Raw genomic sequence first — 13,123 nt, forward strand, 5'->3', positions numbered from 1 at the left:
GGCGCCACTGTCACCGTGGCTGCAAGCCGGATCACCTCGGGGCTTGGGCGGCTCGCGGCTTTGGTGCATCATGCAGGCCAGGCTTTGGAATCGAGAGAGAGCAATGCTGGACGAGCTACTTCGCCGTGTGAGCAGTCATAGGCCCAACACCCTGGAAACCGATCGTCGTTTTCCCGAGGCCGCCGTCTTATTGCCCATTACCCGTAGCGAAGAGCCTGAACTGGTATTGACCCTGCGCGCCAAGGGCCTGTCGACCCATGGCGGCGAAGTCGCCTTTCCCGGTGGACGCCGCGACCCGGAAGACCCTGACCTGGTGTTTACCGCCCTGCGCGAGGCCGAAGAAGAGATCGGCCTGCCGCCCGGGTTGGTGGAAATCATCGGTCCCTTGAGCCCGCTGATCTCGCTGCATGGGCTGAAAGTCACGCCTTTTGTCGGCCTGATTCCCGATTTTGTCGAGTACCAGGCCAACGACGCTGAAATCGCTGCCGTCTTTACCGTGCCGCTGGAGTTCTTCCGCCAGGACCCGCGCGACCACACCCATCGCATTGATTACCAGGGCCGCAGCTGGTACGTGCCCAGTTACCGTTACGGCGAGTACAAGATCTGGGGGTTGTCGGCGATCATGATCGTCGAGCTGGTCAACTTGCTTTACGATGCCCGCATCAACCTGCACCAACCGCCTGAACGCTTCATTCCAATTTGAGCGGGCACACCCGCCATCATTGCCGCACCGTGAGGAACCACGCATGAAATACCGTCTGGGCGACCTGCGCGTCGAAACCCATCCCAACAGCTGGGTGGCACCCAATGCCACGCTGATCGGCAAGGTACGCCTGCAGGCGGGGGCCAGTGTCTGGTTTGGCGCGGTATTGCGCGGCGACAACGAACTGATCGACATCGGCGAGAACAGCAACGTCCAGGACGGTACCGTCATGCACACCGACATGGGTGTGCCGCTGACCCTGGGCAAGAGCGTGACCGTTGGTCATAACGCCATGCTCCACGGCTGCACCGTGGGCGACTACAGCCTGGTCGGCATCAATGCGGTCATCCTCAATGGCGCGCGGATCGGCAAGTACTGCATCATCGGCGCCAATGCACTGATCCCCGAAGGCAAGGAGATCCCCGACGGTTCGCTGGTGATGGGCTCGCCAGGCAAGGTGGTACGCGAACTGACTGAAGCGCAGAAGAAAATGCTCGAAGCCAGCGCTGCGCATTACGTGCACAACGCCGAGCGCTACGCGCGCGATCTGGCCGTGCAGGAGGATTGATGAGCAGTACTGAGCGCCCGGTCGCCTCGCCCTGCGTGCACATCTGTGCCCTGGACGAGGCCGACATCTGCACCGGTTGTCAGCGCAGCGCCGCTGAAATCACCCGCTGGGGACGGATGGACAACACCGAACGCCGTCAGGTGTTGAAGCTGTGCCACGAGCGGGCCGTGGCGGCCGGGCTGATCCTCAGCGTCGGCAACGCCTGATCCGGGACTTGGCCGCAAGCGGCCGCTCAAGTACCCTGTAGCGCTTGCCCAGCGGTCGACCCCATGCCCTTTCTGATTGCCTATATCAGCAGTGTTGTGCTGATCAACTATGCCTTTTCCAGCGCCCCGCACCTGGATGTCATCTGGTCCGCCTGGGGCGGCCTGGTGTTCATCCTGCGCGACATGGTGCAGACCCGCTTCGGCCACGGTGCGTTGGTCGCCATGCTGGTTGCCCTGGTGCTGTCGTACATCACCTCCGAGCCGGCCATTGCCCTGGCCAGCGCAACGGCCTTTGCGGTTTCGGAGCTGATCGACTGGCTGGTGTTCAGCATCACCAAGCGGCCTCTGCACGACCGCCTGTGGCTCAGCTCGGCGCTGAGCATCCCCATCGACACCTTCATCTTTTTCGGCATGATCGGCGCCTTGACCCCGGCCGTGGTTGGCACCGCCATGGCGTCCAAGTTTGCCGGCGTGACCGCCGTCTGGCTGATCATGGCCTGGCGCCTGCGCAAGCGTGCCATCACTGGCTGAGGCCCCAGGGCCCGGTTCATGTAAAATGGCGCTCCTTTTCACCGGGTTGCACCGATTGCGGGGCAGCCTGGAATCCTTCCCTCTGAGGACTTGAGATGACTCGTATCGGAACCCCATTGTCGCCGACCGCGACCCGTGTACTGCTCTGTGGCTGTGGTGAGCTGGGCAAGGAAGTGGTGATCGAGCTGCAACGCCTGGGTGTCGAAGTGATTGCCGTGGACCGTTACGCCGATGCCCCGGCCATGCAGGTCGCCCATCGCAGCCACGTGATCAACATGCTCGACGGCGCCGCCCTGCGTGCGGTCATCGAGGCTGAAAAGCCGCACTACATCGTCCCGGAAATCGAAGCCATCGCCACCGCGACCCTGGTGGAGCTGGAAAACGAAGGCTTCAATGTGGTTCCGACGGCCCGCTCCACGCAACTGACCATGAACCGCGAAGGCATTCGCCGCCTGGCCGCCGAAGAGCTGGAACTGCCAACCTCGCCGTACCACTTCGCCGATACCTTCGAGGCCTACGCGAAGGCGGTCGAAGACCTCGGTTTCCCTTGTGTGGTCAAGCCGGTGATGAGCTCCTCGGGCAAGGGCCAGAGCCTGCTCAAGAGTGCCGATGATGTGCAGAAGGCCTGGGACTACGCCCAGGAAGGCGGACGTGCCGGCAAGGGCCGGGTGATCATCGAAGGTTTCATCGACTTCGACTACGAAATCACCCTGCTGACCGTGCGCCATGTCGGCGGCACCACCTTCTGCGCGCCGGTCGGGCATCGTCAGGAGAAGGGCGACTATCAGGAGTCCTGGCAGCCGCAGGCCATGAGCCCGGTGGCCCTGGCGGAGTCCGAGCGCGTGGCCAAGGCGGTCACCGAAGCCCTGGGCGGCCGTGGTCTGTTTGGTGTGGAGCTGTTCATCAAGGGTGATCAGGTGTGGTTCAGCGAAGTGTCGCCGCGCCCGCACGATACGGGCCTGGTGACCCTGATTTCCCAGGACCTGTCGCAGTTCGCCCTGCATGCCCGGGCAATCCTGGGGCTGCCGATTCCGCTGATTCGCCAGTTCGGCCCGTCGGCTTCGGCGGTGATCCTGGTGGAAGGTCAATCGCAACAGACGGCCTTCGCCAACCTGGGTGTGGCGTTGAGTGAGCCGGATACGGCCATTCGTTTGTTCGGCAAGCCCGAAGTCAATGGCCAGCGCCGCATGGGTGTGTGCCTGGCGCGTGACGAGTCGATCGAGGCTGCGCGCGCCAAGGCGACGCGTGCTTCGCAAGCTGTTCAGGTAGAGCTTTAAATCCGTCGCGGGGCAAGCCCGTTCCTACCGGTCTGGTAGGAGCGGGCTTGCCCCGCGATGCTGTTACAACTCCGAATGCCGGGTTTCTTTCAGGCACAGCACAGCAATCAGGCTCAGCACAGCCGCCGCCGACACATAGCCACCCACCCAGCTCAATCCCCCCATCGCTACCAGCTTCTGGGCAAAGAACGGCGCCGCCGAGGCCCCGACAATACCGCCCAGGTTATAGGCTGCCGACGCGCCGGTGTAACGCACGTGGGTCGGGAACAGCTCAGGCAGCAACGCGCCCATCGGTGCGAAGGTCACCCCCATCAGGAACAGCTCGATGGCCAGGAACAGCGCCACGCCCGTCGTGGAGCCCGAGGTCAGCAAGGGCTGCATGGTAAAGCCCGAGAGTATCGCCAGCACCGCACCGACGATCAGTACCGGCTTGCGCCCGTAACGGTCGCTGAGCCAGGCCGACAGCGGGGTGGCGAGGGCCATGAACAGCACGGCGAAGCACAGCAGGCCGAGGAAGGTTTCACGGCTGTAGCCCAGGGTCGATACGCCATAACTGAGCGAGAAAACCGTGGAAATGTAGAACAGCGCGTAGCACACCACCATGGCCGAAGCGCCCAGCAATACTGGCATCCAGTACTGGCTGAACAGTTCGACCACCGGCATTTTTACCCGCTCGTGACGGGCTACGGCCTTGGCGAACACCGGGGTTTCTTCAAGCTTCAGGCGCACATACAGGCCGACAATGACCAGCGCGGCGCTGAGCAGGAACGGGATCCGCCAGCCCCACTCGCGAAACTGCTCGTCAGTCAGCACCATGGCCAGGGTCAGGAACAGGCCGTTGGCCGCCAGAAAACCGATCGAAGGCCCCAGTTGCGGAAACATGCCGAACCAGGCGCGTTTGCCCTTGGGGGCGTTTTCGGTAGCGAGCAGGGCGGCGCCGCCCCATTCCCCGCCAAGGCCCAGGCCCTGGCCGAAGCGCAGCACGCAAAGCAGGATCGGCGCCCAGGCACCGATGCTGTCGTAGCCGGGCAGCACGCCGATCAGCGTGGTACACACCCCCATCAGTAGCAGCGAGGCTACCAGCGTCGATTTGCGCCCGATGCGGTCACCGAAGTGGCCGAACAGCGCCGAGCCCAGGGGTCTGGCCAGAAAGGCGATGCCGAAGGTGAGGAAGGCCGAGAGCATCTGTGCGGTGCCCGAGGTCTGCGGGAAGAATACCGGGCCGATGACCAGGGCAGCGGCGGTGGCATAGACGTAGAAGTCATAGAACTCGATGGCAGTGCCGATGAAGCTGGCGGTCGCCACCCGGGCCGGCGAGTTGCCGGGGCTGGTCTGTTCCGTTTCGGAGTAGGTGCTGCTGGTTGTCATGCGATTATCCCTGACAGTCGATTGCTCCATAGGCGTCGCTACCGGCCTGGCGGGCAGGCGTTGGCAGCGGGGCCGAAGCGTATTGTTGTTGGTCGCGTGACTGAGCATACGCCCGAGGGGGATAGGGGCGGGCGCGGGCACTGTTCGGGGTGTGAAGCAGTGCAGGTTTTGCGCGCGGTATTCAGTGCTGCGGACTGGCCGAGAGACGCCGGGTGCGGGTAGCGGGCGAGACGGCTGGGCTGGGTAAGCGTGACCGGAGTATAGCTAGCGGGTCACGGTCCAGACCAGTATGCGGCTGGCGCAATTGTCTTCGGTTTCAAGAATTTCCAGGCGATAGCGGCCGATCTTCAGGCATACGGCGCTTTCCGGGATGCTTTCCAGCGCTTCGGTGACCAGGCCGTTGAGGGTCTTGGGGCCGTCGCTCGGCAAGTGCCAGCCCAGGTTGCGGTTCAGCTCGCGGATCGAAACGTTGCCTTCGATCACGTAGCGGCCGTCTGCCTGCGGATGGATATGTGGGTTGTCCAGGCTGTGTTCGTCTTCGAATTCGCCGACAATTTCTTCGAGAATGTCTTCCAGGGTAACGATGCCCTGCACTTCGCCGTATTCATCGACGACAACGCCCAGGCGCCGCTGCTGCTTGTGGAAGTTGAGCAGTTGCAACTGCAAGGGGGTGCTTTCGGGCACGAAATAGGGTTCGTAGCAGGCGGCATGCAGGGTTTCGCGGGTCAGCTCGGCCTTGGGCAGCAGGTGGCTGATCAGCTTGGTATTGAGGATGGCTTCGACCTGGTTGATATCGCTGTGATAGACCGGCAGGCGAGTGTGGCGGCTGATGATCAGTTGCTCGATGATCTGCTCGATCGAGTCATCGAGGTTGACGCCATCGACATCGTTGCGCGGCACCAGGATGTCGTTGACGGTGATCTTGTCCAGGGCCAGCAGGCTTTCGGGCAGGTTCAGGCGATGGTCTGCCGGGGTTTCTTCGTCGAGGTCGTCGTCGCTGTCCTGCTCGTGCAGCGCAACGGCATGGGGCTGGACCCGGAACGGGCGCAATACCACGCGGGCGCAGCCATCGAGTAGCCAGGCCACCGGCTGGAGCAGTTTGAGCGGGGCCTTGAGCAGGGTGTTGCCCAGGGCGATGAAGGCGGGTGGATTGCGTCGGGCCAATTGTCGCGGCAGGTATTCGGCGAACACCAGCAACAGGGTGGCGGCGCCAAGGCCGGCGAGCCAGAACCCATGCTCGCCGTTGTAGCGCTGCCCCAGCAGGCAGGCCAGGGCCAGCACCAGGAGTTTGCCCAGGGTGGAACAGAGTACCAGGGCCTGGGGGGCGACCTTGAGTTCGGGGTGCGCGTCGGTCTGGTTGTTGCGCCGGGCACCATTGAGGTGCTGCTGGGCGGCATCCACAGCGGTAAACAGTGCCGACCAGAGCAGTGCCAGTGCCAGTACGCCGAGTAACGGTCCTAACGGCAGATCGTCCATTTACCTGTGCCCGTCAGATATGCAGGATGAATTCGCGTACCAGCTTGCTGCCGAAGTAGGCCAGCATCAGCAGGCAGAAGCCGGCCAGGGTCCAGCGGATTGCCTTGTGGCCGCGCCAGCCCAGGCGGGTACGACCCCACAGCAGCACGCTGAAGACGATCCAGGCCACGCAGGCCAGCAGGGTTTTATGCACCAGGTGCTGGGCGAACAGGTTGTCCAGGAACAGCCAGCCGGAAATCAGCGACAGCGACAGCAGGGCCCAACCGGTCCAGAGGAAGCCGAACAGGAGGCTCTCCATGGTTTGCAGGGGCGGGAAGTTGCGGATCAGGCCCGAGGGGTGCTTGTGCTTGAGCTGGTGATCCTGCACCAGCAGCAGCAAGGCCTGGAACACGGCAATCGTGAACATTCCGTAGGCCAGGATCGACAGCAGGATATGCGCGAGGATGCCGGTCTCTTCATTGATCAGCGGTACGGTGCCCGATGGGGCAAACTGCGCGATCAGGGCCGTGGCCATGCCCAGCGGGAACAGCAGCAACAGCAGGTTCTCTACCGGGATGCGCAGGCAGGCCAGCAGGGTCAGAGCGATGACGGCCGTGGCGATCAGGCTGGCGGCACTGAAGAAGTCCAGGCTCAGGCCCAGGGGCGTCAGCAGCTGCCAGAACAGCGCGGTACCCTGGGCGATGACCGCCAGTGCGCCGAGCAGCCCGAGCAGGCGTTTGTCGGCCTTGGCGCCTTGCGCCAGGCGGGAGCCATGATAGAAGGTCGCGGCGGCGTACAGGCAGGCGGCGATCAGATTGGGAAGCAAGCTGGGTGACAAGGGGAGCATAAGTCCTGTTAGGCAAGCCCGAAAGAGGATGAGTTTGGCATACAACGCGCCTGCCAAGGAAGACCGCCAGCCGACGTAAGGTGTGCGCTGGCCCGAGTCTTGGTTATAATCGCCGACCTGCCCCTGCCCAAGGCCCGCCCAAATGCCAGAGGCAGCTGATAAACCTCGGTTCTGAAGAGCCTGAAAGGATCACCATGTTTGAAAACCTGACCGACCGTCTGTCACAGACGCTGCGCCATGTCACCGGCAAGGCCAAGCTGACCGAAGACAACATCAAAGACACCCTGCGTGAAGTGCGCATGGCGTTGCTCGAGGCTGACGTCGCCCTGCCGGTGGTCAAGGATTTCGTCAACAAGGTCAAGGAGCGTGCGGTCGGCACCGAGGTGTCGCGCAGCCTGACCCCGGGCCAGGCGTTCGTGAAGATCGTCCAGGCCGAACTCGAAGGCCTGATGGGCGCCGCCAACGAAGACCTGGCGCTCAATGCTGCACCGCCGGCCGTGGTCCTGATGGCCGGTCTGCAGGGCGCGGGCAAGACCACTACCGCCGGCAAGCTGGCGCGCTTCCTCAAGGAGCGCAAGAAGAAGTCGGTGATGGTGGTGTCGGCGGACGTCTACCGTCCGGCGGCCATCAAGCAGCTCGAAACCCTGGCAGGCGACATCGGCGTTACCTTCTTCCCGTCCGATATCAGCCAGAAGCCAGTAGCCATCGCTGAAGCGGCCATCCGCGAAGCCAAGCTCAAGTTCATCGACGTCGTCATCGTCGACACCGCCGGCCGTCTGCATATCGACGCCGAGATGATGAGCGAGATCAAGGACCTGCACGCTGCGGTCAAGCCGATCGAGACGCTGTTCGTGGTCGACGCCATGACCGGCCAGGATGCCGCCAACACCGCCAAGGCCTTTGGCGAGGCGCTGCCGCTGACCGGCGTGATCCTGACCAAGGTCGACGGCGACGCCCGTGGTGGTGCCGCGCTGTCGGTGCGTGCCATCACCGGCAAGCCGATCAAGTTCATCGGTATGGGTGAAAAGAGCGAAGCCCTCGAGCCGTTCCACCCCGACCGTATCGCTTCGCGCATCCTGGGCATGGGCGACGTGCTCAGCCTGATCGAGCAGGCCGAACAGACCCTCGACAAGGAAAAGGCCGACAAACTGGCCAAGAAGCTGAAGAAGGGCAAGGGCTTCGACCTCGAAGACTTCCGTGACCAGCTGCAGCAAATGAAGAATATGGGCGGCCTCGGCGGCTTGATGGACAAGCTGCCCAGCATCGGTGGGGTCAACCTGGCGCAGATGGGCAGTGCCCAGGGCGCAGCCGAGAAGCAGTTCAAGCAGATGGAAGCGATCATCAACTCCATGACCCCGGCCGAGCGCCGTGACCCTGAGCTGATCAGTGGTTCGCGCAAGCGCCGTATCGCCATGGGTTCCGGCACCCAGGTGCAGGACATCGGCCGCTTGATCAAGCAGCACAAGCAGATGCAGAAGATGATGAAGAAGTTTTCTGCCAAAGGCGGCATGGCCAAAATGATGCGCGGCCTGGGCGGCATGATGCCCGGCGGCGGCATGCCCAAGCTGTAAACCTATTCAGGACGTTGGCACTTAACAGTGCCGACGACCGGAACCCCGCCCCGGCGGGACCACCGCTGCCTTATATATAAGGCAGTACAAACCGCAGATCAGCAGGCAGGCCTTTTTACCGTGCGTAAAAAGGCATTTGCAAATGTCCGTGTATTCCTTGAGAATATGCGGCCTTTCGGGCACCCGTGTGCCCGCTGTGCATTATGATTTGCAGCACCGACTACAGGAACGATGTTCAATGCTAACCATCCGTCTTGCCCGTGGCGGCTCCAAAAAGCGCCCATTTTACACCCTGACCGTGACTGACTCGCGTAACCCAGTTACCGGTTCGCACATTGAGCAGGTTGGTTTCTTCAACCCTATCGCTCGTGGCCAGGAAGTTCGTCTGTCCGTTAAGCAAGACCGCGTTGCTCACTGGCTGAGCGTTGGCGCACAGCCATCCGAGCGCGTTGCAAAACTGCTGAAAGATGCTGCCAAGGCTGCTGCCTGAACAGTATGAGCGCGACGCCAGAAAAAGCTGATGACTTGATCGTTGTCGGCAAGATTTTTTCGGTTCACGGCGTTCGTGGCGAGGTGAAGGTCTTTTCCTTTACCGATCCGATTGAAAACCTGTTGGATTACCGCAACTGGACGCTTCGGCACGAAGGGAAGGTAAAACAGGTAGAGCTGGTCAGTGGCCGATCCACTCAAAAGGACCTGGTCGCCAAGCTCAAAGGCCTCGATGATCGTGATGAAGCCCGTCTTCTGAGCGGTTATGAGATTTGTATCTCGCGAAGCCTTTTGCCCAACCTGCCTAGCGACGAGTACTACTGGTACCAGTTGGTAGGTCTGAAAGTCATCAACCAGGACGAACAGCTGTTCGGCAAGGTTGATCACCTGTTGGAGACCGGCGCGAACGATGTAATGGTGGTAAAGCCCTGCGCGGGTAGTCTGGATGATCGAGAGCGCCTGTTGCCCTATACAGAGCAATGCGTGTTGAAGATCGACCTGGCTGCAGGCGAGATGAGGGTGGAATGGGACGCGGACTTCTAAGCAATGGCTAGCCTGCGCGTAGACGTCATTACGTTGTTCCCCGAGATGTTCTCGGCCATCAGTGAGTACGGCATTACCAGCCGTGCGGTAAAGCAGGGGTTGTTGCAACTGACCTGCTGGAACCCACGGGACTACACCACAGATCGTCACCATACGGTAGATGATCGGCCTTTTGGCGGTGGTCCAGGCATGGTGATGAAGATCAAACCTCTGGAAGATGCACTGGTTCAGGCCAGGCAGGCAACCGGGGGGAAGGCGAAGGTGATCTACCTTTCGCCGCAAGGCCGCAAGCTGGATCAGTCGGCGGTCAAAGACCTGGTGAAGCACGAATCGTTGATTCTGATAGCCGGTCGTTATGAAGGCATCGACGAGCGTTTTATCGAGGCTCATGTCGATGAAGAGTGGTCGATTGGGGACTATGTATTGTCTGGCGGCGAGCTGCCGGCGATGGTCCTGATTGATGCGGTTACGCGACTGCTGCCCGGAGCTTTAGGGCATGCGGACTCGGCGGAGGAAGACTCCTTTACCGATGGTCTGCTCGATTGCCCGCACTACACCCGACCGGAGGTGTATGCGGATCAGCGTGTTCCCGACGTGTTGCTTAGTGGCAACCATGCACACATCCGGCGATGGCGTTTACAGCAGTCCCTTGGGCGGACCTATGAACGACGCGCCGATCTTCTGGAAAGTCGCTCACTTTCTGGAGAAGAGAAGAAGCTGCTCGAGGAGTACCTCCGAGAGCGGGACGATAGTTAACGTATCGATGGTAGATCCGACGATTTACCTTAGGAGCACAGCATGACCAACAAAATCATTCAGCAGATCGAAGCTGAGCAGATGTCCAAAGAGATCCCGACCTTTGCCCCGGGCGACACCATCGTCGTTCAGGTGAAAGTGAAGGAAGGCGATCGTTCGCGTCTGCAGGCATTCGAAGGCGTTGTAATCGCCAAGCGTAACCGTGGCCTGAACAGTGCTTTCACTGTTCGCAAGATCTCCAACGGTGTTGGCGTTGAGCGTACTTTCCAGACCTACAGCCCGCAAATCGACAGCCTGGCCGTGAAACGTCGTGGTGACGTGCGTAAAGCCAAGCTGTACTACCTGCGCGACCTGTCCGGTAAAGCCGCTCGCATCAAGGAAAAACTGTCCTGATGACAGTTTGACCGGTGGCTACGGCCACCATGCGAAAAAAGCAGCCTTCGGGCTGCTTTTTTGTTGTCTGCAATTTTGTTTTTGATGTGAAGTTTATGAGCCCCAGAGAGCAGGAAATCGAACGCCGCACCGAACTGTCGGTGACCCGTGTGACCAAGGCGGTGTTCCCGTCCACCACCAACCACCACAACACCCTGTTCGGCGGAACCGCCCTGGCCTGGATGGACGAAGTGTCGTTCATCGCCGCCACGCGTTTTTGCCGGTTGCCGTTGGTGACGGTGTCTACCGACCGGATCGACTTCAAGCACCCGATTGCCGCCGGCTCTATTGTCGAGCTGGTCGGGCGGGTTGCCGCCGTGGGCAACACCAGCCTCAAAGTCGAGGTTGAAGTGTTTGTCGAGAGCATGAGCTGCGACAGCCGCGAGAAAGCCATTCATGGCCTGTTCAGCTTTGTCGCCATTGATGAAGACAAGCGCCCAGTGCCGGTATTGCCTGGGTTCTGACGTGAGTGTGTAGGAGTGGGCTTGCCCCGCGATGCTGTTCTAGCAGTCACATCGCATCGCGGGGTAAGCCCGCTCCTACAGGGATCATTCGTTCGTCGGTTCGATCAACGCCACCACCGTCCATCCCGCCCCGGGCTTGAGTGTGCTGTCAGGCCCGAATACATGCACCCAGCCACTGCTGTCCCGGGCAAACAGCAAGGTCGCCCGGTCACCGTGCAGAGCCTGATAGTCCTCCCAGCCAAACCCCTCGGTCAGGTGCGTGCTGTACAGCTCGGCACCCTTGGTCAGCAAGTTGGCCAGTTGGGTATAGGTCAGCGCCTGGCTGCCCAGCACATGCCCGCGGTGTTCGTCACTGGCCCGATGCTTGTCGCTGCGCCTGGCTTCCAGCCCGCTGGCCAAGACGAACAGCCGGGCATGGCCAAAGTCATGACGAAAACGTGCGCAAGCCAGCGTATTCAGCTCGCCGGACGGTGAAAGCCCCAGCAAGTGCCCCAACCCGACCAGGTCCAGGTGGGCGTCGGCATGTTGTGAGGCCGGGTTGCCAAAGTACGTCGGTAACCCCTCCATGCGCGCCGCGCGGATGTTTTCCCAGCTCGAATCGGTCAGCAGGACCCGGCAATCCAATTGCTGCAGGGCCTTGCCAATGGCGCGGGCCGGCGGGTTGGCACCGACGATCAGAAAGCCGCTGGGCGCAGGTTCCGCCACCTTCAGCAGGCGCGCCAGCGGTCGTGCCGTAGCGCTTTGCAGCACCACGGTGCCGATGATCACTGCGAAGGTCAGCGGCACCAGCAGCAGGGCACCTTCGTGGCCGGCTTCATGCAGGCGGATGGCGAAGATCGCCGACACTGCGGCCGCGACGATTCCGCGCGGGGCGATCCAGCTCAGCAGGGCGCGTTCGCGCCAGTTCAGGTTCGAGCCCCAGGTAGAGAGGGCGACGTTCAGCGGCCGGGCGATCAGCTGGATCACCAGCAGCAGGGCCAGCACCGCCGGCCCAAGGCCAATCAGGGCGTTCAGGTCCAGGCGCGCAGCCAGGAGGATGAACAGCCCGGAAATCAGCAGCACGCTCAGGTTCTCCTTGAAGTGCAGGATCTGCCGCACATCCACGCCCTTCATGTTGGCCAGCCACATGCCCATGATGGTCACCGCCAGTAACCCGGATTCGTGGGTGACCTGGTTGGAGGCGATGAAGATGCCCAGCACCGCGGCCAGGGACGCCAGGTTATGCAGGTACTCGGGCAACCATTGCTCGCGCATGACCTGGCCCAGCACCCAGCCGCCAGCAGCGCCAAACGCGCTACCGCACAGAATCACACCGGCAAAGGTCATCAGGCTCTGGCTCAGGCCATTGCCGGCAGCGCTGGCGATGATGAAGCTGTACACCACCACCGCCAGAAGGGCGCCGATCGGGTCGATGACGATACCTTCCCAGCGCAGGATGTTGGCAATGGTCGATTTGGGCCGCACCACCCGCAACATCGGCACGATCACGGTGGGGCCGGTCACCAGGGTCAGGGTGCCGAACAGGGTCGCCAGCATCCAGTCGAAGCCCAGCAGCCAGTGAGTGGCCAGGGTGATGATCAGCCAGGTCGACAGCGCGCCGAGGGTCACCATGCGGTGTACAACCGAACCGATCTCGCGCCACTGCGACAAGTGCAGGGTGAGGCTGCCTTCAAACAGGATCAGCGCCACCGCCAGCGACACCAGTGGCATCAACAGGGGGCCGAACATGTGCTGTGGGTCGAGCCAGCCCAGTATCGGGCCTGCCAGGATGCCGCTGAGCAGCAGGAAGAGGATCGCCGGCAGCTTCAGGCGCCAGGCCAGCCATTGGCAGGCGAGGGCGGCGGCGCCAATGCCACCGAAAGTCAGCAATATCTGTTGTTCGCTCATTCGGGCTCCCTATGCCTGCCATGTTG

Annotated in this window: 15 protein-coding genes; 11 read left to right on the forward strand and 4 right to left on the reverse strand. The window is 61.8% G+C overall.

Annotation, left to right across the window (positions count from 1 at the left end):
• Positions 1–103 precede the first annotated feature (103 nt).
• From U9R80_RS05590 to purT, 5 genes are all read left to right on the forward strand, one after another.
• On the forward strand, positions 104–703 hold the full coding sequence (locus U9R80_RS05590; protein WP_301837308.1) for a CoA pyrophosphatase: 600 nt from the start codon (positions 104–106) through the stop codon (positions 701–703).
• Between the two features lie 43 nt (positions 704–746).
• Complete coding sequence (locus tag U9R80_RS05595; protein ID WP_274117694.1) at positions 747–1,271, forward strand: gamma carbonic anhydrase family protein; 525 nt, start codon at positions 747–749, stop codon at positions 1,269–1,271.
• The gene (locus tag U9R80_RS05600) at positions 1,271–1,477 is read left to right on the forward strand and encodes a DUF1289 domain-containing protein (RefSeq protein ID WP_301837307.1); all 207 of its coding nucleotides are present in this window, start codon (positions 1,271–1,273) and stop codon (positions 1,475–1,477) included. The genes U9R80_RS05595 and U9R80_RS05600 overlap by 1 nt, the downstream gene beginning before the upstream one ends.
• 63 nt (positions 1,478–1,540) lie before the next feature.
• Positions 1,541–2,008 (forward strand): VUT family protein, encoded by a 468-nt coding sequence (locus U9R80_RS05605; protein ID WP_301837306.1) that lies wholly within the window; start codon positions 1,541–1,543, stop codon positions 2,006–2,008.
• Between the two features lie 95 nt (positions 2,009–2,103).
• Positions 2,104–3,285, forward strand: coding sequence for a formate-dependent phosphoribosylglycinamide formyltransferase (gene purT / locus U9R80_RS05610; RefSeq protein ID WP_301837305.1), 1,182 nt, complete (start codon positions 2,104–2,106; stop codon positions 3,283–3,285).
• Positions 3,286–3,348: 63 nt separating this feature from the next.
• Here purT and U9R80_RS05615 read toward each other — a convergent pair whose 3' ends face one another.
• The 3 genes from U9R80_RS05615 to U9R80_RS05625 form a co-directional block, all read right to left on the reverse strand.
• Complete coding sequence (locus U9R80_RS05615) at positions 3,349–4,653, reverse strand: MFS transporter (RefSeq protein WP_301837304.1); 1,305 nt, start codon at positions 4,651–4,653, stop codon at positions 3,349–3,351.
• A 264-nt stretch (positions 4,654–4,917) separates the two neighbouring features.
• Positions 4,918–6,129: a transporter associated domain-containing protein gene (locus U9R80_RS05620; RefSeq protein WP_301837303.1), complete on the reverse strand. Its 1,212-nt coding sequence runs from the start codon at positions 6,127–6,129 to the stop codon at positions 4,918–4,920.
• Positions 6,130–6,142: 13 nt separating this feature from the next.
• Positions 6,143–6,955, reverse strand: coding sequence for a cytochrome C assembly family protein (locus tag U9R80_RS05625; protein WP_442964938.1), 813 nt, complete (start codon positions 6,953–6,955; stop codon positions 6,143–6,145).
• Positions 6,956–7,149: 194 nt separating this feature from the next.
• On the opposite strand from U9R80_RS05625, the gene ffh reads away from it, so the two are divergent.
• The 6 genes from ffh (at position 7,150) to U9R80_RS05655 (ending at position 11,210) form a co-directional block, all read left to right on the forward strand.
• Positions 7,150–8,526 carry a signal recognition particle protein gene (ffh, locus tag U9R80_RS05630; protein ID WP_301837301.1) on the forward strand — a complete coding sequence of 459 codons (1,377 nt, stop codon included), beginning with the start codon at positions 7,150–7,152 and terminating at the stop codon, positions 8,524–8,526.
• A 238-nt stretch (positions 8,527–8,764) separates the two neighbouring features.
• Positions 8,765–9,016: a 30S ribosomal protein S16 gene (gene rpsP / locus U9R80_RS05635; RefSeq protein WP_028942918.1), complete on the forward strand. Its 252-nt coding sequence runs from the start codon at positions 8,765–8,767 to the stop codon at positions 9,014–9,016.
• A gap of 5 nt (positions 9,017–9,021) precedes the next feature.
• Complete coding sequence (rimM, locus tag U9R80_RS05640; protein ID WP_301837298.1) at positions 9,022–9,558, forward strand: ribosome maturation factor RimM; 537 nt, start codon at positions 9,022–9,024, stop codon at positions 9,556–9,558.
• 3 nt (positions 9,559–9,561) lie between these two features.
• Positions 9,562–10,314 (forward strand): tRNA (guanosine(37)-N1)-methyltransferase TrmD, encoded by a 753-nt coding sequence (trmD, locus tag U9R80_RS05645; RefSeq protein ID WP_301837297.1) that lies wholly within the window; start codon positions 9,562–9,564, stop codon positions 10,312–10,314.
• 42 nt (positions 10,315–10,356) lie between these two features.
• On the forward strand, positions 10,357–10,707 hold the full coding sequence (gene rplS / locus U9R80_RS05650) for a 50S ribosomal protein L19 (RefSeq protein ID WP_010220244.1): 351 nt from the start codon (positions 10,357–10,359) through the stop codon (positions 10,705–10,707).
• A gap of 95 nt (positions 10,708–10,802) precedes the next feature.
• On the forward strand, positions 10,803–11,210 hold the full coding sequence (locus U9R80_RS05655) for an acyl-CoA thioesterase (protein ID WP_045189513.1): 408 nt from the start codon (positions 10,803–10,805) through the stop codon (positions 11,208–11,210).
• A gap of 84 nt (positions 11,211–11,294) precedes the next feature.
• Here the strand turns inward: U9R80_RS05655 and U9R80_RS05660 are convergent, their stop codons facing one another.
• Positions 11,295–13,097, reverse strand: coding sequence for a cation:proton antiporter (locus U9R80_RS05660; RefSeq protein ID WP_301837296.1), 1,803 nt, complete (start codon positions 13,095–13,097; stop codon positions 11,295–11,297).
• Positions 13,098–13,123: the final 26 nt, after the last annotated feature.

Source organism: Pseudomonas sp. JQ170C (assembly GCF_035581345.1).
In the GTDB taxonomy this organism is placed as follows: domain Bacteria; phylum Pseudomonadota; class Gammaproteobacteria; order Pseudomonadales; family Pseudomonadaceae; genus Aquipseudomonas.

Coding starts and splice junctions, on each gene's coding strand:
- U9R80_RS05605 (WP_301837306.1), top strand. CDS start 1,541: ATGCCCTTTCTGATTGCCTATATCAGCAGTGTTGTGCTGATCAACTAT.
- ffh (WP_301837301.1), top strand. CDS start 7,150: ATGTTTGAAAACCTGACCGACCGTCTGTCACAGACGCTGCGCCATGTC.
- rpsP (WP_028942918.1), top strand. CDS start 8,765: ATGCTAACCATCCGTCTTGCCCGTGGCGGCTCCAAAAAGCGCCCATTT.
- trmD (WP_301837297.1), top strand. CDS start 9,562: ATGGCTAGCCTGCGCGTAGACGTCATTACGTTGTTCCCCGAGATGTTC.
- U9R80_RS05660 (WP_301837296.1), bottom strand. CDS start 13,097: ATGAGCGAACAACAGATATTGCTGACTTTCGGTGGCATTGGCGCCGCC.
- U9R80_RS05615 (WP_301837304.1), bottom strand. CDS start 4,653: ATGACAACCAGCAGCACCTACTCCGAAACGGAACAGACCAGCCCCGGC.
- U9R80_RS05600 (WP_301837307.1), top strand. CDS start 1,271: ATGAGCAGTACTGAGCGCCCGGTCGCCTCGCCCTGCGTGCACATCTGT.
- rplS (WP_010220244.1), top strand. CDS start 10,357: ATGACCAACAAAATCATTCAGCAGATCGAAGCTGAGCAGATGTCCAAA.
- U9R80_RS05595 (WP_274117694.1), top strand. CDS start 747: ATGAAATACCGTCTGGGCGACCTGCGCGTCGAAACCCATCCCAACAGC.
- U9R80_RS05620 (WP_301837303.1), bottom strand. CDS start 6,129: ATGGACGATCTGCCGTTAGGACCGTTACTCGGCGTACTGGCACTGGCA.
- purT (WP_301837305.1), top strand. CDS start 2,104: ATGACTCGTATCGGAACCCCATTGTCGCCGACCGCGACCCGTGTACTG.
- rimM (WP_301837298.1), top strand. CDS start 9,022: ATGAGCGCGACGCCAGAAAAAGCTGATGACTTGATCGTTGTCGGCAAG.
- U9R80_RS05625 (WP_442964938.1), bottom strand. CDS start 6,955: ATGCTCCCCTTGTCACCCAGCTTGCTTCCCAATCTGATCGCCGCCTGC.
- U9R80_RS05655 (WP_045189513.1), top strand. CDS start 10,803: ATGAGCCCCAGAGAGCAGGAAATCGAACGCCGCACCGAACTGTCGGTG.
- U9R80_RS05590 (WP_301837308.1), top strand. CDS start 104: ATGCTGGACGAGCTACTTCGCCGTGTGAGCAGTCATAGGCCCAACACC.